This is a genomic window from Bradyrhizobium nanningense (assembly GCF_004114535.1).
Taxonomy (GTDB): Bacteria; Pseudomonadota; Alphaproteobacteria; order Rhizobiales; family Xanthobacteraceae; genus Bradyrhizobium; species Bradyrhizobium nanningense.
Genome location: NZ_LBJC01000014.1, coordinates 326,904 through 347,235, shown reverse-complemented (window position 1 = coordinate 347,235; position 20,332 = coordinate 326,904). Strand labels below are relative to the sequence as shown.

Genomic DNA, 20,332 nt, shown 5'->3' with positions numbered 1-20,332 from the left:
CACCGGGTTCCACCGGTATCCCGTTCACCCTCTTTTAGCGAGAAGTTGATAAGCGTTCTTAACCAACGCTCAAACAACGAGTCGGACATGCGCGCGAGCCTCGGCCTCAGGATGCGGATCACGGTTGCCCTCGCGGTGACGGCGGCGGCGACCGCCCTGTTTGCCGTGCTCGGGGCGATGTGGATCATCGCCGGAATCATCGACCGAGCCGACCAACGCGAGCTGCGCAGCCATTACGATGCCCTTCAGTCGCGCATTGCCGAGGAATCCCACCGCGCCGCCGCCATGAGTGCGGTCGTGGCCGCGATGCCGGCGACACAGGAGGCAATGGCCAAACAGGACCGCAACGCTCTCATCGGCCTGTTCGGGCCGGTGTTTGCCGCCACCAAGTCGGAGTACGGCGTCGATCAGTTCCAGTTCCATGTAGCGCCGGCGACCTCGTTCCTGCGCGTGCATCAGCCCGCCAAATTCGGCGACGACCTCTCTGGATTCCGCAAGACCGTTCTGGTCGCCAATCAGGAGCATAAGGTCGTGGTCGGGCTCGAAGGTGGCGTCGCCGGACTTGGCATCCGCGGCGTGGTGCCGATCGCGCAAGCGGCCAAGCATCTCGGCACGGTCGAGTTCGGCCTGACCTTCGGCCAGTCCTTCCTCGACGACTTCAAGACGAACCGCCACATCGACGTCGCCTTCCATCTTGCCGACGGCTCGGGCTTCAAATTGTTCGGCGGCACGCTGAAGGGCAAGAGCTTCTTCGACGCGGCCGAGTATGGCCGTGCCACCGCAGGCAGCTTCACCGTAAAGCAGGCCAAGCTCGACAATATTCCGGTCGCAGCGCTGCTCGGGCCAATCAAGGACTTCTCCGGAAAGCCGCTCGGTGCCGTCGAGCTGGTGATGGACAACGCCGATTACGTAGCTTCGGCCGACCGCGCCTGGCTGCTCGCCATCGGCATCGCCGCGCTCGGCCTCGTGCTGGCCGCGATCGTCGGCTATCTCATTGCCCGCAGCATCTCGCGTCCGATCCTCTCCATCACGTCCGTCATGCGCGAGCTTGCGGACGGGCGCACCGACGTCGCCGTTCCCGCCAGCAAGGCGAATGACGAGGTCGGCGCGATGGTGAAGGCGGTCACGGTGTTCCGCGACAATGCCGTGAGATTCAACGATCTCCAGGCCGAGCAGCTGGAAGCCAAGGCGAGGTCGGAAGCGGAGAAGCGGCGCGCCTTTGCCGCGCTTGCCGACAATTTCGAAGCCAGCATCCGCGACGTCGTCACCACGGTGTCCTCGGCTGCGGTGGAGATGGAGCATACGGCGCGCTCGATGTCGGCCATCGTCGAGCAGTCCCGGCAGCAAACGGGCGCGGTATCCTCCGCCTCGGCGCTGGCCTCGGAGAATGTGCAGACCGTCGCGGCGGCAGCGGAAGAATTGTCCTCGTCGATGACCGAGATCAGCCGCCGCCTCGCCCACGCGACCGAGGTGGTCGGCAAGGCCGCCAGCGACGGACGGCGCTCGAACGAACGTGTGCAGAGCCTGGCGGATGCGGCGCAGAAGATTGGCGACGTCGTCTCCTTCATAAACAGCATCGCCGGCCAGACCAACCTGCTGGCATTGAACGCGACGATCGAAGCGGCACGCGCGGGCGAAGCCGGCCGCGGCTTTGCCGTGGTCGCCTCCGAGGTCAAGGCGCTGGCGACCCAGACGGCCAAGGCGACCGAGGAGATCGGCGCCCAGGTCACCGCGGTGCAGGGCGAAACCACCGGCGCGGTGGATGGCATCCAGTCGATCTGCGCGACGATCCAGCAGGTCGACGAAATCTCCGCCGCGATTGCGGCTGCGGTCGGCCAGCAGGGCACGGCGACGCAGGAGATCGCACAGAACGTCCAGCAGGCCGCCGCCCGCACCGGCGAGGTCTCGCAGAACATCGCGGGCGTCACCGACGGCATCGCAGCCACCGGCACGGCAGCGGAGGAAGTGCTGGGTTCGGCGATCGAGCTGTCGAAACAGTCGCAGCGGCTGCGCGACGAGGTGGATCGCTTCCTCGCGCAAATCCGCGCGGCGTAGTTGGACGCGGGATCGCCGCCGCCTACTCGCTGTCGTCCCCGCGAACGCGGAGATCCATAACCACAGGGAGAAGTGTGTCGCGGCGGCGGTCACTCCGAGTCATGGCCAAGCCACTTCCTGTGGTTATGCGACGAGCGCAAGCGCTCGCGCCGGGATCCCGGATCTGCGCGCGCTGAGGCGCGCTTGTCCGGGACGACAGCCTACTCCTTGGCGCCCACCATCACATCGATCGCGCCCTTCACAATGGCCTCCAGTTCCTTGCGCGACACGCGCGCGCGGGAGCGGATGGCGATGCTGTGGACGGTGGCCGATGCGATCTGTGCCAACACGACGGGATCGGCGCTCTCCGGCAACTCGCCCTTCTCCTTGGCGCGGCGGAAGCAGCTCGCAAAGGCCTTGTCGAGCTCGCTGAGCCCGTCGAGCACCATGGCGCGGATCTCGGGATCGCCGACGGCTTCTGATGCCGCGGTCACCACCGTGAAGCAGCCGCGCGGGCCGGTCTCACCCGACAGATAGATGTTGAGCGCGGAGGCGAAGATGCGCTCCAGCCGCTGGCGCACCGGCATTTCCTCGCGAAAGATCGCAGCCATGGAGGCACGCGCTTCCTCGCGGTAGCGCTGATAGCTCTTGATGTAGAGCTCGCGCTTGTCACCGAAGGCGCCGTAAAGGCTCGGGCGATTCATGCCGGTGGCCTCGCTGAGATCGTCGAGCGAAGTCGCGGCAAAGCCCTGCCTGCGGAACAAGTCGAGTGCCTTGCCGAGCGCAACGTCGGGCTCATAGGCGCGCGGGCGGCCGCGGCGCTTCGGCTCACTGGCGGCAGTCGGCGGCTTCGATTTTTGTACCATTTCGCAAAATAATCCTTGACCGACCCCATATTATGCAAGACAGTACAAAAATCAATCTGGCCAGGTTGAGCGAAACTCAAGAATTGCCCAAGGAGGCTACAGATGGATCTCTATTTCTCACCGCTCGCCTGTTCGATGGCGACGCGCGTCGCGCTGTATGAAGCCGGCGCCGAGGCGAATTATCTCGAGGTCGACCCGGCGACCAAGACGGTGCTGAGCGACGGCTCCGACTTCCGCACCGTCAATCCGATCGGCCTGGTGCCGACGCTGCGTACCGACGAGGGCGTGGTGCTGACCGAGAATGCGGCCATCCTGCAATACGTCGCTGATCGCTTCCCGCAATCCGGGCTGGGCGCCGCCGCAGGCATCGATCGAACGCGCCTGCATCAATGGCTGTGCTTCATCGGCACCGAGCTGCACAAGGGCCTGTTCGTCCCCGTGCTCGACCGCAAGGCGCCGCAGGAGGCCAAGGCCTATGTGCTGGAGAAAAATCTGTCGCGGCTCGACTATCTCGACAACTACCTGAAGGGGCGCAACTTCCTGCTCGACCATTTCAGCGTGGCGGACGCCTATCTCGTCACCGTCATCAACTGGACCATGGCGACGCCGCCGATCGAGCTGGCGAAATGGCCGAACGTGAAGGCGTATTACGAACGCATGCGCCAGCGGCCGTCGATCGCCAAGGCGATCGCAGAAGAGTTCGAGCTGTACAAGGCCGAGCAAGCGCGCAAGAAGGCGGCGGCCTAGGCCGGACTGAACACCACACTGCGTTGACAGGTCGTTGTCCCCACGAGCGGGACAACGACCGCTTTCAGATCGCAGCTTTTCCTGGCGGCTACCGAGAGCCTGCGTTCGTTCAGGCGGCTCGGACGCTATCCAGAAAGCGACCCACCTCGGTTCGCAGACGACTGCTGTCGGTCGAGAGCAGTTGCGCTGCATCGAGCACCTGCGCGGAAGCCGAGCCGGTTTCGGTCGCGCCACGCTGGACGTCAGCAATGTTCGACGAGACCTGGTGCGTGCCTTCAGCAGCCTGCTGGACGTTGCGCGCGATCTCCTGGGTCGCTGCGCCCTGCTCCTCGACCGCCGCCGCGATGGTCGACGAGATCTCCGACAAGGACTTGATCGTGCTTCCGATCGTCTTGATGGCGTTGACCGAGTCTTGGGTCGCGCCCTGAATGCCGGAAATCTGCTGGGAAATCTCGCCGGTGGCTTTGGCGGTCTGCTCGGCCAGGGCCTTCACTTCGGAGGCGACCACGGCAAAGCCACGGCCGGCTTCGCCGGCCCGCGCGGCCTCGATCGTTGCGTTCAATGCGAGCAGATTGGTCTGGCCTGCGATCGTGGTGATGAGCTCGACCACGTCACCGATCCGCGCCGCAGCCTTGGAGAGCTCACCGACCTTTTGATCAGTGAGGCGTGCCTGTTCGACCGCCTCATTGGCCATCCGCGCCGATTCCTGGACCTGTCGGCCGATTTCGTTGACGGAGGATGACAGCTCTTCCGTCGCGCTCGCGACGGATTGCACGTTGGTCGAGGCCTCTTCGGAAGCCGCCGCGACCATCGTCGCAAGCTTCTCTCCGCGCTCCGCAGTCGAGGTCAACGTGTTCGCCGAGGCCTCCAGTTCCCTCGAGGCCGACGAGACGGTCTCGATGATCTCGCCCACTGCGCTCTCGAAATTTCCGGCGAGCTTGGTCATCTCCAACTTGCGCTGGGCAGCTGACCGCCTCTCCGTCGCCTTCAGCTCGTCGCGATCGAATCGAACGATGGCCTGCAGCGTCTGCAGATTTCGCAAGGCCTCACCGAGTTCGTCGTCCCGTTCGACGACGATGCGGTTGTCGAGCTTGGCCTGGTTGATGCTGAGCATCGCATCGTTCAGGCGCTGAAGCGGGCGGACGATGGCACGGATGGTTTGCCGGCTCACGAGCCCGCCGATGGCAATGCTCGTCATCAGGAGGGCAAGCGCAGCGCCAACCAGCCAGCCATATTCGTGCTCGGCCGCATCGTATTCCGCCTTGGCTTCCTTGACCTGGATCGCCACAAGCTTGTCGAGATCGGCCTTCGCCGCCTCGTACAGTTCGCGCGCCCGTCCGGCCAGCAGAGCGGCGAGCTCCTCGTATTTTCGCTCGGCAGAGAGCGACAGCGCCGGCTTCAGTCCTTGCTCGACGTAGTTCGCGCGCTTGGGCGTGAAGCTGTCGGCAACGCCTTTTTCTTCGGGCGTCAGATAGGTCGCCATGTACTCAGCCCAGGCCTTTCCGACCTTCTCAAGGTTGGCATTCACCTTGGCTGCAATCTCGCCGACCGGTTTTCCAGCGCGCCCGTTGGCGGCCGCCTCAAACATCAGCACCGTATTGTCTCTCATCCGGTCGTTGATTTCAAAGAGCTGTGCCAATGGCACCGCACGATCTTGGTAGATCGATTTCAGCCGTGCATTGCTCTGGCGCGTCCCCTGCAAGCCCATGACGCCGATCGTCAGCAGGAACAACGAGAGTATGGTGACAAGTGTGACGAGGCGGGCGTTGAGCGTGCCGGTGAAGATGGCCAATCGATCGAGAAGAGAACGTCGGCGAATCATGCCGGCATCCAGCCTGTAATCATGCGGCTTGTTCTCGCGGATCTTCGCATACACCTGCTCCGCCTCGGCGCGCTGGTCGGCGGGCAGCTTGGTGCGGATGGAGCTGTAGCCGACGATCTGTCCGTTCTGGCGAATTGGAGAGGCGGTCGCCAACACCCAGTAGAAGTCGCCGTTCTTGCGCCGGTTCTTCACCGCGCCCGCCCAGGGCTTTCCCTGCTGGAGTGTGGCCCACAGATTCTCGAAGGCCGCGGGCGGCATATCCGGATGGCGGATGATGTTGTGAGGCTGCCCCATCAACTCGGCCTCGGAAAATCCGGAGGCCTCAACGAACTGATCGTTGAAGTAGATCAGCTTCCCTTTCGTATCCGTGTGAGAGACGATGAGAGTCTCGTCGGTAATTGGATATTCGACAGCCGTGACCGGAAGATTGGTCCGCATGGGGAGCCTCCAAGTGGCATTCGTAAAAATCGAACCTGTGAATTTCAGGTAAGCGCCGAAAGGATTTAATTTGCCTAAATTTCCCGCATTGATCGCTCGGTGAACGACACTGCCAGTGATGATTTTCGGCAAAAACGCACTCAATGCGGGAGATCGCAGAACAGCACCAACCGCTGGATGGTCGCAGCAACGTTGCAGCCGCTTCTCTTTCGCAGCTAGCCGTACAGCACCCGCGGTAAGATCGTGACGATGCCGGGCCACAGCGTCGACAGCAACGCGAGGCCGATCATGATCGCCGGAGCGCTGCGCTGCGTCCGGGGCATGAGATCGCAGTTCAACGATGGACATGACTGTTTATCCTCGCGGCGTGGTTTGCCCGAGCTTAGCTGTCTTCTTCCGCCCTCTTCGAAAGCAAGGGCGCAGGGAAGGCCGGGCGCCGGCTGGCACCCGAAGTCCCGCGTGTGCTGAAGAAGCGCGCACGGGGTGGACGACAGGTGACGCCGGGACATCCCGGCCTTCCCTGCGCGGATGGTTTTCACGGTGTCCTTCGTGCTCTCCCCGGGGAGCGATGCACTATTGCCCCCGTCGCCTTGCGGATGATCGATGCGCGCGCCGGTTGGCCGCCGCATCTCCGCAGGACTTGACGCACAGACCCCGGGCGTCAGGACCACACGACTTCTCCGTCCGCGCACGTCCTCGCTGGGTTCTCCACGGCTGGCGTGCGCTCACCGTCGAGGCCATTCGAAGACGCTGTCAGCGCCGTGTCGTATCGCGCCTGTCGCTGCTCACGGTCGCCCGCCCTGCAATCCACATCGCGCGCCGACGCCGTCGCGGCCACCGCATCCCGGCCCGCGTCCCGTGACGATCGCGAAACGCCCCTTGTGGCGGGCGGGATGTCCAGGCTTGTACGGCAAAACCGAACTTCTGTAAATTCGAATATTTTGCCGAACGCTCTCGACCCAGCGCTGGCGTGTTTTGCCCGTCGGGCAGCACAACGGATGGTAGGTGGGACCGGGCCGAATATGTCCGCGAGCGAGATATCAACTACCCGTACAGCACCCGCGGCAGTATCGTGACGATGCCGGGCCATAGCGTCAGCAGCAGCACGAAGCCGATCATGATCATCAGGTAGGGCATCGTGACGCGCGCGATGTAGCCGAGGCCGTCTTCGGTCAGGCCCTGGATCACGAACAGATTGAAGCCGACCGGCGGGGTGATCTGCGCCATCTCGACGGCCAGCACCAGGAAGATGCCGAACCAGATCTCGTCGAAGCCCGCGCCCTTCACGATCGGCAGCACGATCGGCAGCGTCATCACGATCATCGAGAAGCCGTCGAGGAAGCAGCCGAGGACGAGATAGAAGATGACCAGCACGACGATCAACATGAAGGGCGACAGGCCAAGCCCCTTGACGAAGGCGGCGACCGCCTGCGGGATGCCGAGGAAGGCCGCGGCATTGCCGAGGATCGAGGCCCCCAGCACGATCAGTGCAATCATCGAGCAGGTGACGACCGAGCCGATCAGCACGTCGCGCATCACCTGCTGCGACATCGAACCCTGCGCCCAGGCCACCAGCCCCGCGCCGAGCACGCCGACGGCGGCGGCTTCCGACGGCGTGGCGAGCCCGCCATACATCGAGCCGAGCACGCAGGCGATCAGGAACAACGCCGGCGCGAGATCCTTCAGCGCGGCGAAGCGCTCGCTCCACGGCACCTGCGAAAGCTTGGCTTCAGTTTCCGGCACCATCGTGCGGTCGAGGCTCGTGTGCAGCATCACCCAGGTCATGAACGTCGCGGCCAGCAGGAGCCCGGGCAGCACGCCGGCGGTGAACAGCTTCAGGATCGAGACGTCGCCGAGCACGCCGTAGATGATCATGATGTTGGACGGCGGGATCAGGAAGCCGAGCGTGCCGGCGCCGGCGAGTGAGCCGATCGCGATGTCGCGGGAATAGCCGCGGCGCAAGAGCTCGTTGAGCGACATGCGGCCGATCACCTGCGTGGTCGCCGCCGAGGAGCCCGAGATCGCCGCGAAGATGGTGCAGCCGATCACGTTGACATGCAGCAGCCGGCCCGGCAGCAACCCCGCCCACGGCGCGAGCCCCTGGAATAACGAGCGCGACAAGCGCGTGCGAAACAGCAGCTCACCCATCAGGATGAACAGCGGCAGCGCCAGGAGCTCCTGCGTGGTCAGGATGTTCCAGGCATATTGCGGCAGCAGCTTGTCGAGCGGGATCGAACGGAACATCGCGAGCAAAAGCGTCGCAGTGAGCGCAAGCGTCAGGCCGATCCACACACCGCAGGCCAGCAGCGCAAACAGGATCGCGAACAGGGCAGCGACTTCGATGGTCATGCGATCCTAGATCCGGCTGTGGGCAAGGCGGTCATTCGACGGGCGAGGCCTTCATGCGATGATCCTCCAGCGGCAGGCCGAGCACGGCCTGGATGGCGCGCGCCAGGAACTGGAGAGTGAGCAGCAGCATGCCGAAGGTGACGACGGCTTCCGGAAACCACAGCGGCGTATCGCTGGAGGTCGAGACCTGGCCGCGCAGATAGGCGCCAAAGGCGAATTTCGCCATGGCCGAGGTCAGGAACGCCATGAAGGCGAAGCCGGCCGCGGCCGAGAGGATCTCGAGCGCACGCTGCACCGGCACCGGCGCGTTCTTCAGCAGCAGCACCACGCGGATGTGGCCGCCCACCCGCAGCGTCATGGCCGCGCCGAAGGTGAACGATGCCGCCATCAGATAAGACGAATATTCCCAGGCGATCGAGATCGTCGGCGGGAAGAACGGCAGGAGGTTCGACAGGAAGCGGGTTGCGACCTCGCACAGCATCAAGAGCGTCAGCATCAAGAGACAACCGCCGCCGATCCAGCCGTCGAGCCGGCCGAGTCGATCGATGCCGTCAAGCAGGATGCGCAGCGGCGGGGGCGCCGCTGCATTGAGGCTCTGCGGTGCTTCGGGCGAAATGCTCACCACGGCCCCGCCCTCAGCCGCGCTTCATTTCGGCGAGATAGGCCCGCACCGGCTTGTCGGCCGCCGGCACGCGCTTGAGGAAGGCATCTAATTGCGGTGCGGTCTTGCTGCGGATTTCCATCATCATCGCGTCCGAGACCGGCACCACCTCCATGCCACCCTCCTTGAGACGGTTGAGGCTGTCGACGTCGGCCTTGAGCGAATTCGCCCAGAAGCCCGGCTCCATCTTTGCGGCGATATCGGCCACGAGCTTCTGCTGATCGGCGCTGAGCGCCTTCCAGGAATCGAGATTGACGGTGAGCATCTGCGACGACCAGACGTGGTTGGTCGGGTAGACGTATTTCAGGAATTCCCAGAACTTGCCGTCGACGCCCGACACCGACGAGGTGGACACGCCGGCCACCGCGCCGGAGGCGAGCGCCGGAATCGTCTCGCCCCACGGGATCATCACGGCCGCCATGCCGATCGCATTCAACATGTCGACCGCATTCTTGTCGGGCACGCGGATCTTGATGTTCTTCAGGCCCTCGACGTCGGCGACCTTCGCCTTGAGGTGCAGATACTGCGTCGGCCACGGCACGATGTAGAGGATCTTCTGGTTGTTGCGCGCGGCAATTTTCTCGTATTCGGGCCGCACGTATTTGTGCAGCACCTTCAGCTCGTCCACCGAGCCGCAGAGGAACGGGATGCTCTCGACGCCCATGAAGGGCTCGTCGCCGACCTGCTGGATGTTGAGGACGTCGGCGAGCGGCACCAGGCCGTCGCGCACCGCGCGCAGATGCTCGGGCCCCTTGAAGCCGAGCTGGCCGCCGGCCTTCACGGTGATCGCGACCGAGCCGCCCGTCTGCTTCTTCACCTCCTCCGCGAAGGCCATCGCGTTCTGGGTGTGGAAATTGCCGTCGGGCCAGACCGTCGACATGTCCCAACTCGTCGTCGCCGCCCGCGCACGGGTCGAGATGTGACCGGCGGCGAGCAGCGTCGCTGCGCCCGCGGTGAAGTTCCGTCGCGTGATCATTGCACCCCTCCGTTGACCCATGCGTGCTGATACGTCAGCGCGCGTACCCATAAACTGCAACCGCCTTGTCGGCGGACACGAGGCCGCTTTCGATATCGTCCTTGACCGCCGCACGCTCGCGCGCCGCGGGATCGCCGATGCCGGCGCCGCCCGGCGTCAGCACCACCAGCCGGTCGTCCGGCGGCACCTGCTGAAAGCCCTTGCCACGCAGCTTCTTGCCGGACTTGAGGCCGACATAGCCGGCCTCGCCGTTCTTGCCGCCATCGCGGCCGCGCGGCGGATGATCGATGCGGTCGAATGCCGCCAGGATGTCGAACGGCGCATCGACGCCGCTGCCGACCTCGATGATCTGGCCGAGACCGCCGCGGGTGCGTCCCGCCCCGCCGGAATCCGGACGCAGCTCCTTGCGCCAGAAGATCAAAGGCGTCTGCGTCTCCGCGATCTCGACTGGCGTGCCGCGCACGCCGCTGGGATAGGCGGTGGCCGACAGACCGTCCTTGCCGAACCGCGCACCGGTGCCGCCATTGGACGTCACCGCCATCGAGAACCCGTAATTGCCGCCGACGCCGGAGCGGGTCTGTCCGCGGACGTTGAGATTCCACAGGCAGGAGGTGCCTTCCGCCGGCACGCGCTCCGGAATGATCTGGCGCAGGCAGCCGAACACCACGTCGGGCAGCATCTGGCCGATGATGTGACGCGAGGCGACCGGCGCGGGCTTGGGCGCATTGAGGATCGCACCCGCCGGCGCCGACACCGTCAGCGGCGAGAGCGAGCCGGCATTATTCGGGATCTGCGAGGCGACCACGCAGCCTAGGCCGAACACGGTGTAGGCGGTGGTGTAGGACAAGGGCACGTTGATGCCGAACTTCGAGGCTGTGGAGGTGCCATCGAAATCGACGTGGATGCCCGCATCCGAGATCGTCAGTGTTGCCGCCAGCGTCACCGGAGAATCATAGCCGTCGACCACCATGGTGTTGCGCCAGCTGCCCTTCGGCAGCTTTGCGATCTCGGCCAGCACGGCCTCGCGCGAGCGCGCGCAGATGTAGTCGCCGAGCTCGTCGAGCGTATCGATGCCGAACTCGGTCATCATCTCGACCAGGCGCTCGCAGCCGACGTCGTTGCATCCGGCGAGCGAATAGGTGTCGCCCTCGGTATCGATTGGAAGCCGCGTGTTGGTGCGGATCATCGCCATCAGCGTCTCGTTGACGACGCCCCGGTCGATCAGCTTCAGCATGGGGATGTACAGCCCCTCCATGAATACGTCGGTGGCGTCAGGCCCGAAGCCGATGCCGCCGATGTCCATGAGATGGCTGGTGCAGGAGAACAGCGCCACCGGCTTGCCGTCCTTGAAGCACGGCGTGGTGACGACGAAGTCGTTGAGATGGCCGGTGCCCATCCAGGGATCATTGGTGATATAGGCGTCGCCCTCCTTCATCGTCTCGATCGGAAAGTGGGCGATGAAGTGCTTGACCGATTCCGCCATCGAGTTGACGTGGCCGGGCGTGCCGGTCACCGCCTGCGCCAGCATCCGCCCCTCGAGGTCGAACACGCCGGCCGAAAGGTCGCCGCATTCGCGCACGATCGGGCTGAAGGCGGTGCGGAGCAGCACCTGCGCCTGCTCCTCGACCACAGCGATCAGCCGGTGCCACATGATCTGAAGGTCGATCAGGCTCGCGCCATTTGCCTTGCTCATGATCAGGCCGCCTTTCGTTCCATGACGATGCTGCCGGCACCGTCGATATGAGCGTCAAAACTGGTGGAGACGAAGGTGGAGGTCTCGTCCTCCGCGATCACGGCGGGCCCGGCAACGGTCGCGCCCGGCGCCATGTCCTCGCGGCGATAGAGCGGGATCTCGATCACCTCACCGGCGCGGCCGTCGAAGAATTTGCGGCTGCCGGAGGCCTTGCCTGCGGGCTTGCGCGTGACGGCGGCGACAACAGGTGGATTCCGTGCCTCCGTCGTAGCGAGCACCGACCAGCTCAACACCTCGATCGCCGCGCCTGGAATGGCGCGCTCGAACATCGCGGAATAATCCGCCTCGAACTTCTGACGCAGGCCGGCGAGATCGGCCGCCGTCAGCCGCCGGTTCGGCAGCTCGACGGAGATCTCATGGCCCTGGCCGACATAGCGCATGAAGGCGGCGCGGCGTTCGCGCACCGGCGCACCGGCGGCGCCCGGTTCGACCAGCGCGCGCGCCTCGGTCACCATGTCCTGCAAGAGGTCTGAGACCGCTTCGGTGTCGAACTCATCGAGCCGGACATGACGGCTGCGCACCAGCTCATAGGCGATCGGCGCGGCCAGGAAGCCGACGGCGGAGCCGACGCCGGCATTCGACGGCACGATCACCCGGGAGACGCCGATCTTCTCGGCGACACGCGCCGCATGCAGCGGCGCAGCACCGCCAAACGCGATCAAGGTGTGCTGGCCGACGATCTCGCCGCGCTCGACCGCATGGACGCGCGCCGCACTCGCCATGTTCTCGCAGACGACCTCGTGCACGGCATAGGCCGCGGTTTCCGCCGACAGGCCGAGCGGCGCGCCGACGTCGCGCAGCAGCGCCTGCTTCGACAGCTCCGGGTCGAGCTTGATCGTGCCGGCCGCAAACGCATCGGGATCGATCATGCCCAGCGCAACGTCCGCATCCGTCACCGCGGGACGCAGGCCGCCGCGGGCATAGCAGGCCGGCCCCGGCTCCGACGAGGCGCTCTCCGGGCCGACAGTGACGCGCTTCATCGCGTCGACATGGGCGATCGAGCCACCGCCCGCGCCGATCTCGACCATCTCGATCACGGGAATGCGCACCGGCAGACCGGAGCCTTTGAGGAAGCGCGCGGCGCGATCGACCTCGAACACGCGCGAGGTCTCGGGCTCGTACTTCTCGATCAGGCAGATTTTTGCCGTGGTGCCGCCCATGTCGAAGGACAGAACCTTGCTCTCGCCCAGACGCGCCGCGATCTGCGCCGCGAAGATCGCGCCGCCGGCGGGGCCGGATTCGATGAGGCGCACCGGAAAACGGCGCGCCGTCTCGATCGAGGTGACGCCGCCGCCGGAGGTGACCAGATAGATCGCGCCGCGGAACTGCTCGACCTGCAAGGCGTCGGCCATGCGGGCGAGGTAGCCGTCGATCAGCGGCTGCACATAGGCATTCGCGACCGCGGTCGATGTGCGCTCATACTCGCGGATCTCGGGACAGACGGCGGAGGACACGGTCACCGAGATGCCCGGCATCTCCTCGGCCAGAATCGCGGCCGCACGCCGCTCGTGCTCGGGATTGGCGTAGGAGTGCAGGAAGGCGATCGCGACGCTCTCGACGCCTCGCTCGCGCAATTTCGGCGCGAGTGCGCGCACCGCAGTCTCGTCCAGCGGGAGGCGGACGGCGCCGTGGGCGTCGACGCGCTCGGGGACGGTGAAGCGCAGGCTACGCGGCGCCAGGGGCCTCGGCTTGTCGATGCTGAGATCGTACTGGTCGTAGCGGCTTTCGGTGCCGATATCGAGCACGTCGCGAAAGCCTTCGGTCGCAATCAGGGCCGTCTTGGCACCGCGGCGCTCGATAATCGCGTTGGTCGCCAGCGTGGTGCCATGAATGAAGACGTCGATGTCGCTGATATGGGCGCGCGCATCGGCGAGGATGAGACGCATGCCGTCCAGCACCGCCTGCTCAGGCCGCTGCGGCGTCGTCAGCAGCTTGCGCGTCTTGCGATCCAGACCAACGTCCAGCACGATGTCGGTGAACGTGCCACCGATATCAACGGCAAGCCGCACCTCGGCTCCCTCAAGCATTCCAAATTCTCCGCGCTGATCGTCAAGACTGAGGTCGAAAGCGCAGCAATTTCCATGCCATGGCCGACGAGGACAACGCCGCGCCCGGCCATTCTGCTTGGCACCTATGCAATAGGCAAGGCGTGTTTCGCGGCCTGCGCGGTCAGAGCAGGAATGCAAGCGCCGCTTCGCAGCGCTCCTCGACCTTGAGCGTCAGGAGATCGTCGGCGCGGGTGCGGCCAAGGTTGACCGCCGCAATCGGAATATGGCGCTGCACGGCAGCCTGTACGAAGCGGAATCCGGAATAGACCATCAGCGACGAGCCGACGATCAGCATGGCGTCGGCTTGCGCCAGATGATCCTGCGCGGTGGCGACGATGTCGCGCGGAACGTTCTCCCCGAAGAACACGACGTCAGGTTTGAGAATGCTGCCGCAGGCTTCGCAAGGAGGCACCTGGAAGGACGAAAAATCCGCATGCTCCAAATCGGCGTCACCATCAGGAGCATCGGCGGCATCGAGCGTCAGCCATTCCGCATTGGCACGGCCGAGCGCATTCTGGAATTCGCTCCGCGGCGTCTTGCGGCCGCAGCCCATGCAGCGGACCAGATCGAGCCGACCGTGCAGATCGATCACCTGGCGGTGGCCGGCGGACTGGTGCAGCCTGTCGACATTCTGGGTCAGCAGCATCCCGCACCGCCCGTTGGCCTCGAGCCGGGCCAGCGCGTGATGCGCATCGTTCGGGCGCGCCTGGCCGAACCGCCGCCAGCCGATCAGGCTGCGAGCCCAATAGCGCCGCCGCGTATGCTCGTCCGACATGAACGACTGAAAGTTGACGGGCTGGGTCCGCTTCCAATTGCCATTTCTGTCGCGATAATCGGGAATGCCCGAATTGGTGCTGCAGCCGGCACCGGTCAGCACGAACAGATTTTCGTGCCGAGCGATGAAATCCTGAAGCGGAGAGTTTGCCAGCGGAGCATTTGCCATGCGGCAGATGTAGTCCGCGCCAGCGGGTTTTGCCAGATCCCCACTTAGCTCGCCCAGTTCTCGCGAAACTCCGGAAACAACGTCAGGCCGCCGCAAGCGTAAAGGGTCTGCCCGGTGATGTAGCTCGCATCGTCAGAGGCGAGGAAGGCGAACACGGCGGCGATCTCCTCCGGCGTGCCGACGCGGCCCATGGGAATGTGGCTGGCGACCACGCCGCGTTTTTCCGGATCGCCGGTCCAGGCCGCGTTGATCGGCGTGTCGATCGCGCCCGGCCCCACGGCGTTGACGCGGATACCTCGGCCGGCAAATTCGAGCGCCAGCGTGCGCGTCAAGTTGGCCATGCCGCCCTTGCTGATCGAGTAAGCGAGATAGCCGGGCTTTGGAACGATCTGGTGGACGCTGGAGCAGTTGATGATGCTGCCGCCTCCACCGCGCGCGACGAAATGCGCGAGTGCCTTCTGCGCACAGAGCACGGCACCGTTCAGGTTGACATCAATGATGCGGCGATAGGTGTCGACGTCAAGCGCCTCGCTCGGCGATTCCTTCTGGAAGCCGGCGTTGTTGACGAGACAATCGAGACGTTTCCAGCGCGAAAGGATCGTCTCGAACATCGCAGCAACGTCCTTCTCATCGCCGACATTGGCCTTGACGATGCAATGATCGGCCTTGCCGTGGCCGCGCTCGCTCGAAGCTGCCCGAGCGAGCGCGAGCGTCTCCTCCGCGCGCTCGTCGTGCTCGAAATAATTGATGGCGACGGTCGCGCCTTCCTGCGCGAGCCTGATGGCGACGGCGCGGCCGATGCCTTGCGAGGCGCCGGTCACCAGCGCGTATTGGCCGATCAGGCGCGAGGGAAACGAAGTCGAGCGATCGGGTTGCGGCATGTGTTCTCTCCGGAATGCCTCATCATCGACGGAAGGCGCTTTTTGTTCCATCTCTTCCGTGCATCGCTGGGATTCATTCCGCGCGGCGCGCAAGTGGCGAGGTCAGAATCTGATAGAGGATGATGGCGCCAAAAGTTGCGGTGCCAATCCCACCGATCGTGAATGCGCCGAATTTGAGCGTGAGATCTCCCGCGCCCGCCGTCAACGCCACGGCGACAGTGATCAGGTTTGCAGGATTTGCAAAGTCGACCTTATTCTCGACCCAGATCCGGCCCGCCATCGCCGCGATCAGTCCGAACAGCACGATCGAGAGGCCGCCGATGACGGGGCCAGGGATCGACAGGATCAGCGCGCCGAATTTCGGCGAGAACCCGAGCACGATCGACACGATGGCGGCGAAGGCAAACAGCAATGTCGAATAGACCTTCGTCGCCGCCATGACGCCGATATTCTCGGCATAGGTGGTGACGCCGGTGCCGCCGCCGCAGGCCGCGACGATCGTTGCGAGGCTGTCGGCGAACAGGGCGCGGCCGAGATAGGCATCAAGACTGCGGCCCGTCATGGCGCCGACGGCCTTGATGTGGCCGAGGTTCTCGGCAACGAGAATGATCGCGACCGGCGCGATCAGGAAAATCGCGTCGGCCTGGAACGTCGGCGTGGTGAAGTTCGGCAGGCCGATCCACGGCGCGGCCGAGAGCTGGGTGAAGTCGATCGGCTTGCCGAAACCGAGCCCGTTCGCGCCCAACAGGCACAAGAGGTAGCCGCCGATGGCGCCGAGGATGATCGGGAGCCTTCGCCAAAGGCCTGGAGCGGCAACGGCCACCACGCCGATGATCAGAACGGTGGCGAGCCCGATTCCCGTGTCGAACGCGTTCGCGCTTACCGCCTTGACCGCGACGGGTGCGAGGTTGAGGCCGATCGCGGCGACCACAGCGCCGGTGACAGCCGGCGGCATCAAGCGCTCGATCCAGTCGACGCCCGACCACATCACGATCAGCGCGATCACGCCGTACAGCACCCCGGCTCCGACGATGCCGCCGAGCGCGACCGAAATATTGGGATTCGGCCCCTGCCCGGCATAGCCGGTGGCGGCGATGACGACGGCGATGAAGGCGAAGCTCGAGCCGAGATAGCTCGGCACGCGCCCCGCGACGATGACGAAGAAGATCAGCGTGCCGATGCCCGAGAACAGCACCGCAACGTTGGGATCGAACCCCATCAGCAACGGGGCGATGATCGTCGCACCCGACATTGCGACGCAATGCTGGAGACCGGAGACGACGGTCTGGCCCCATGACATCCGTTCCTCGGGCATGATCACGCCCGAGGTCTTGAGCGTCCAGCGCGGAAAATAGCCCCGTCCTTGCTGGTCCGAGCCTGTTGCAGTCGACATGATCCCCCCGAGTTGCGGTGCAACGATCGATCTTCGTGCGATCCGACAAAAATGTGATTGTCGCATCCAACGCGGCCATCACATGATGCACGTGATGCAAGATTCAAATCTTGCACAATCGATGCGTTCGGGTCCCACAATATGACACAACTCGCGATCCAGCCAGCCATCCATCGCCGGCACCAGCCCTGGTACAAGATCCTCTACGTTCAGGTGCTGATCGCGATCGCGCTCGGTGTGCTTATCGGCTATTTCTATCCCGATCTCGGCAAGGCCTTGAAGCCGCTTGGCGACGGCTTCATCGCGCTGATCAAGATGATGATCGCGCCGGTGATCTTCTGCACCGTCGTGCACGGCATCTCCTCGATGGGCGATCTCAAGCGCGTCGGCCGGGTCGGGCTGAAGTCGCTGATCTATTTCGAGACGGTCTCGACCGTCGCGCTCGCGGTCGGCCTCTTGATCGGTGAGATCCTCCAGCCCGGGCACGGCTTCAACATCGACCCCGCCACGATCGATCCGAAATCGGTGGCCACCTACGTCACCAAGGCCAAGGAAGAAGGCATCGTCGCCCATCTGATGGCGATCATTCCCGACAGCTATCTGGGCGCGATCGCGCGCGGCGACCTGTTGCAGGTGCTGCTGATCTCGATCCTCTCAGGCTTCGCCATCGCCTTCCTCGGCAATGCCGGCGAACCCATTGCAGATTCGATCGACAAGGCCGCCAAGATGTTCTTCGGCATCATCCGCATCATCGTGCGCGTCGCGCCGATCGGCGCCTTCGGCGCGATGGCGTTCACGGTCGGCGCCTACGGTCTCGGCTCGCTGCTCAACCTCGCCGCCCTGATCGGCACCTTCTACCTCACCAGCATCCTGTTCGTGCTGGTCGTGCTCGGCGCGATCACGCGCCTCGCCGGCTTCTCGATCCTGCGCTTCATCGCCTACATCAAGGACGAGCTCTTGATCGTGCTCGGCACCTCCTCATCGGAGACGGTTCTGCCGCAAATGATCCAGAAGATGGAGCATCTCGGCGCCTCGCGTTCCGTGGTCGGCCTCGTCATTCCCACCGGCTACAGCTTCAATCTCGATGGCACCAACATCTATATGACGCTGGCGACGCTGTTCCTGGCGCAGGCGACCAACACCCATCTGACGATCTGGCAGGAGCTCGGCATCCTCGGCATCGCCATGATCACCTCGAAGGGCGCCTCGGGCGTCACCGGTGCCGGCTTCATCACGCTCGCCGCGACGCTCTCGATTGTGCCTGACATCCCGATCCAGTCGATCGCGATCCTGGTCGGCATCGACAAGTTCATGAGCGAATGTCGCGCGCTGACCAATCTGATCGGCAACGGCGTTGCCTGCGTCGTCATCAGCATTTCCGAAGGCGAGCTCGATCGCGATGCGCTGCACGAGACCATGGCCCATCCGCTGGAGATCGGCGAGGCGCTGGAGCCGGGTGGAAGCGCGGCCTGATAGGCCTGCGCCCCCCCGGGGGGCGGTTCCGACGCGGTAGTTTCCCGGAGTAGAAAATTGAGGCGGCACGCGTCACAAGTATCGGGTTGGGATCACGGATTGATACTCATTCTTTCCACCCGACGCGCTGGGGGCAGGGCGTCGGGTTTTTGAAAATCACTACCAAATCCAGACCGCCAGGCGGGATCAGACGATCCCGCCATCGATGCGTAGCACCTTGGCGGCAACATCGATCCGTCGTGTCATCCCGATCGCCTGCAAGAACGCTTCGTCATGACTGACGACGAGCAGCGCGCCATCATAGGCCCGCAAGCCCGCTTCGACGGCTTCGATGGATTCGAGGTCGAGATGATTGGTCGGCTCGTCCAGGATCAGCAGCGACGGCGGCGTCTGCCCGCCGAGCACACAGGCAAGGCCGGCGCGAAACATCTGCCCGCCACTCAGGTTTCCGGCTGCCTGCAAGGCGGCATCGGCGCGGAACATGAACCGGGCCAGCGCGGCATGGCACTCGTTCGCACCCGCCTTCGGATTGAGACGCCGAAAATTATCCAGGATGGAGAGTCCAGGGTCGAGCAGACTGACCTTCTGATCGAACAGCGCGAAATCCGGCCTGACCCGCACGATGCCTGAGAGCGGACGCAGCTCGCCCGCGATGAGTTTCAGCAGCGTCGTCTTGCCGGATCCGTTGGGCCCGACCAGCGCGACACGTTCCGGTCCGACGACGGCGAACGAGAGATCGCGCAGGACCGGCTGCTCTGGTCGGTAGCCTGCGCTGACGCCGTCGAGCCAAACCACCTCCCTGCCCGCCGGCAGGCCGGTCGCGGGCAACTTGACGGAGAGCGGCTGAAGAATCTCGATGCGCCGGCGCGCCGCATCGACGGCCTCGAGCGCTTCTGCGCGCTGCCGCTCGGCGATTTGCGCGGTCTTGCCGCCGCTGTCCTCGCTGCGATCCTTACGCGCCCCGGCCAGGATGCGCGGCATGTCGCCCTTGGCGCGCTTCTTTCTGCCGCCGCTGTCCTTGCGCGCTTTCTTCTCTGCCGCCTGCTGCGTCTTCCCGTCGATCTCTGACAGCCGCCTCTCGGCATGCGCGAGGTCGTGCCTGACGGCGGCGAGTTCGACGGCTTTCCGTTCGCGAAACCCGCTCCAATTGCCGCCGTAGCGCGTGGCTCCGAGCGACGTCAGCTCGACGATCGCATCCACGGTCTCGAGCAGGTCCCGATCGTGGCTGACAACGATCGCGCCGCCGCGCCAGGACGCAAGGAAATCGGTCAGGGCCTTGCGTCCATCCCGGTCGAGATTGTTGGTGGGCTCGTCCAGCAGCAGGAAGTCCGGCGCGGCAAAGGCCAGCGCGGCGAGGCGAACCCGCGTGATCTGGCCACCGGACAGGCACGACAGCTCCGTATCGGGAGACGGATCGAACCCGAGGCGTGCCAGCTCCGCCTCCAGCCGCGCTTCGAGCGTCCAGTCGATCGTGGCGATGTCGTCGGCGGAGGCATCGCCCCGCTCGGCGCGGCGCAGCAGCTCGAGCGCCGGCCGCACACCGAACAGATCGGCCACGGCCGCTCTCGCGGGCAATTGCACGTCCTGGCGCAGCAGGCCAATGCTGCCGTTGACCAGAACGCGTCCGGAATGAGGGAGGTGCTCCCCTGAGATCGACGCAAGCAGCGTCGTTTTCCCGACGCCGTTGCGGCCGACGAGACCGGTCCGCTCGGCCGCGAATGTCAGATCGAGGTTGGAGAGAAGAGAACGGCCGTCAGGCGTGGCCAGCGACAGGTTCGACAGGATGATTGAAGCAGGCATGGAATTCCCCGTGAGCAAGGCGGATGGGCTTTGCGGTCGGGGTAGAATCCATGGCTGCGAATTTCCTGATTGAGGAAGTCTCTAAGTATTCTCTTCGAAGGGCGAGATCAAGGCACGGCACGAAGGGACGACAGCGCGAGAGGCGCTG

14 protein-coding genes are annotated in these 20,332 nt (G+C 64.7%); 3 read left to right on the top strand and 11 right to left on the bottom strand.

Annotated elements, in window-relative coordinates; all coding sequences use genetic code 11:
• The first annotated feature begins 87 nt into the window (after positions 1-87).
• Positions 88-2,055, top strand: coding sequence for a methyl-accepting chemotaxis protein (locus XH84_RS09625; RefSeq protein WP_164936588.1), 1,968 nt, complete (start codon positions 88-90; stop codon positions 2,053-2,055).
• Positions 2,056-2,255: 200 nt separating this feature from the next.
• On the opposite strand, the gene XH84_RS09620 is transcribed toward XH84_RS09625, so the two are convergent.
• Positions 2,256-2,900, bottom strand: coding sequence for a TetR/AcrR family transcriptional regulator (locus XH84_RS09620; protein ID WP_128922053.1), 645 nt, complete (start codon positions 2,898-2,900; stop codon positions 2,256-2,258).
• 102 nt (positions 2,901-3,002) lie between these two features.
• Here XH84_RS09620 and XH84_RS09615 point away from each other — a divergent pair, with 102 nt between their 5' ends.
• On the top strand, positions 3,003-3,647 hold the full coding sequence (locus XH84_RS09615; protein WP_128922054.1) for a glutathione binding-like protein: 645 nt from the start codon (positions 3,003-3,005) through the stop codon (positions 3,645-3,647).
• Between the two features lie 109 nt (positions 3,648-3,756).
• On the opposite strand, the gene XH84_RS09610 is transcribed toward XH84_RS09615, so the two are convergent.
• The 9 genes from XH84_RS09610 to XH84_RS09565 all read right to left on the bottom strand — a co-directional run bounded on the left by XH84_RS09610 (position 3,757) and on the right by XH84_RS09565 (position 16,911).
• Entirely contained in the window at positions 3,757-5,907 is a 2,151-nt protein-coding gene (locus tag XH84_RS09610; RefSeq protein ID WP_128922055.1) for a methyl-accepting chemotaxis protein, read from the bottom strand.
• Positions 5,908-6,951: 1,044 nt separating this feature from the next.
• The gene (locus XH84_RS09600) at positions 6,952-8,256 is read right to left on the bottom strand and encodes a TRAP transporter large permease (protein WP_128922057.1); all 1,305 of its coding nucleotides are present in this window, start codon (positions 8,254-8,256) and stop codon (positions 6,952-6,954) included.
• Positions 8,257-8,287: 31 nt separating this feature from the next.
• A complete protein-coding gene (locus XH84_RS09595) occupies positions 8,288-8,881 on the bottom strand; it encodes a TRAP transporter small permease subunit (protein ID WP_128922058.1) in 594 nt (197 codons plus the stop codon).
• Between the two features lie 10 nt (positions 8,882-8,891).
• Positions 8,892-9,893, bottom strand: a complete 1,002-nt coding sequence (locus XH84_RS09590) for a TRAP transporter substrate-binding protein (protein ID WP_128922059.1) — start codon at positions 9,891-9,893, stop codon at positions 8,892-8,894.
• 34 nt (positions 9,894-9,927) lie between these two features.
• Positions 9,928-11,586, bottom strand: coding sequence for a hydantoinase B/oxoprolinase family protein (locus XH84_RS09585; protein ID WP_128922060.1), 1,659 nt, complete (start codon positions 11,584-11,586; stop codon positions 9,928-9,930).
• Positions 11,587-11,588: 2 nt separating this feature from the next.
• Positions 11,589-13,673 carry a hydantoinase/oxoprolinase family protein gene (locus XH84_RS09580; RefSeq protein ID WP_128922061.1) on the bottom strand — a complete coding sequence of 695 codons (2,085 nt, stop codon included), beginning with the start codon at positions 13,671-13,673 and terminating at the stop codon, positions 11,589-11,591.
• 142 nt (positions 13,674-13,815) lie between these two features.
• Positions 13,816-14,637 carry an NAD-dependent protein deacetylase gene (locus XH84_RS09575; protein ID WP_128922062.1) on the bottom strand — a complete coding sequence of 274 codons (822 nt, stop codon included), beginning with the start codon at positions 14,635-14,637 and terminating at the stop codon, positions 13,816-13,818.
• Between the two features lie 44 nt (positions 14,638-14,681).
• The gene (locus tag XH84_RS09570; RefSeq protein ID WP_128922063.1) at positions 14,682-15,518 is read right to left on the bottom strand and encodes an SDR family oxidoreductase; all 837 of its coding nucleotides are present in this window, start codon (positions 15,516-15,518) and stop codon (positions 14,682-14,684) included.
• 73 nt (positions 15,519-15,591) lie between these two features.
• Positions 15,592-16,911, bottom strand: coding sequence for a solute carrier family 23 protein (locus tag XH84_RS09565; protein ID WP_128922064.1), 1,320 nt, complete (start codon positions 16,909-16,911; stop codon positions 15,592-15,594).
• 141 nt (positions 16,912-17,052) lie between these two features.
• On the opposite strand from XH84_RS09565, the gene XH84_RS09560 reads away from it, so the two are divergent.
• A complete protein-coding gene (locus tag XH84_RS09560; RefSeq protein ID WP_128922065.1) occupies positions 17,053-18,384 on the top strand; it encodes a dicarboxylate/amino acid:cation symporter in 1,332 nt (443 codons plus the stop codon).
• A 186-nt stretch (positions 18,385-18,570) separates the two neighbouring features.
• On the opposite strand, the gene XH84_RS09555 is transcribed toward XH84_RS09560, so the two are convergent.
• The gene (locus tag XH84_RS09555; protein WP_128922066.1) at positions 18,571-20,184 is read right to left on the bottom strand and encodes an ABC-F family ATP-binding cassette domain-containing protein; all 1,614 of its coding nucleotides are present in this window, start codon (positions 20,182-20,184) and stop codon (positions 18,571-18,573) included.
• Positions 20,185-20,332 lie beyond the last annotated feature (148 nt).

What these genes read in the sequence shown, in the direction of transcription:
- XH84_RS09625 (WP_164936588.1), top strand. Translation starts at nt 88, where the DNA reads ATGCGCGCGAGCCTCGGCCTCAGGATGCGGATCACGGTTGCCCTCGCG.
- XH84_RS09620 (WP_128922053.1), bottom strand. Translation starts at nt 2,900, where the DNA reads ATGGTACAAAAATCGAAGCCGCCGACTGCCGCCAGTGAGCCGAAGCGC.
- XH84_RS09615 (WP_128922054.1), top strand. Translation starts at nt 3,003, where the DNA reads ATGGATCTCTATTTCTCACCGCTCGCCTGTTCGATGGCGACGCGCGTC.
- XH84_RS09610 (WP_128922055.1), bottom strand. Translation starts at nt 5,907, where the DNA reads ATGCGGACCAATCTTCCGGTCACGGCTGTCGAATATCCAATTACCGAC.
- XH84_RS09600 (WP_128922057.1), bottom strand. Translation starts at nt 8,256, where the DNA reads ATGACCATCGAAGTCGCTGCCCTGTTCGCGATCCTGTTTGCGCTGCTG.
- XH84_RS09590 (WP_128922059.1), bottom strand. Translation starts at nt 9,893, where the DNA reads ATGATCACGCGACGGAACTTCACCGCGGGCGCAGCGACGCTGCTCGCC.
- XH84_RS09585 (WP_128922060.1), bottom strand. Translation starts at nt 11,586, where the DNA reads ATGAGCAAGGCAAATGGCGCGAGCCTGATCGACCTTCAGATCATGTGG.
- XH84_RS09580 (WP_128922061.1), bottom strand. Translation starts at nt 13,673, where the DNA reads ATGCTTGAGGGAGCCGAGGTGCGGCTTGCCGTTGATATCGGTGGCACG.
- XH84_RS09575 (WP_128922062.1), bottom strand. Translation starts at nt 14,637, where the DNA reads ATGGCAAATGCTCCGCTGGCAAACTCTCCGCTTCAGGATTTCATCGCT.
- XH84_RS09570 (WP_128922063.1), bottom strand. Translation starts at nt 15,518, where the DNA reads ATGCCGCAACCCGATCGCTCGACTTCGTTTCCCTCGCGCCTGATCGGC.
- XH84_RS09565 (WP_128922064.1), bottom strand. Translation starts at nt 16,911, where the DNA reads ATGTCGACTGCAACAGGCTCGGACCAGCAAGGACGGGGCTATTTTCCG.
- XH84_RS09560 (WP_128922065.1), top strand. Translation starts at nt 17,053, where the DNA reads ATGACACAACTCGCGATCCAGCCAGCCATCCATCGCCGGCACCAGCCC.
- XH84_RS09555 (WP_128922066.1), bottom strand. Translation starts at nt 20,184, where the DNA reads ATGCCTGCTTCAATCATCCTGTCGAACCTGTCGCTGGCCACGCCTGAC.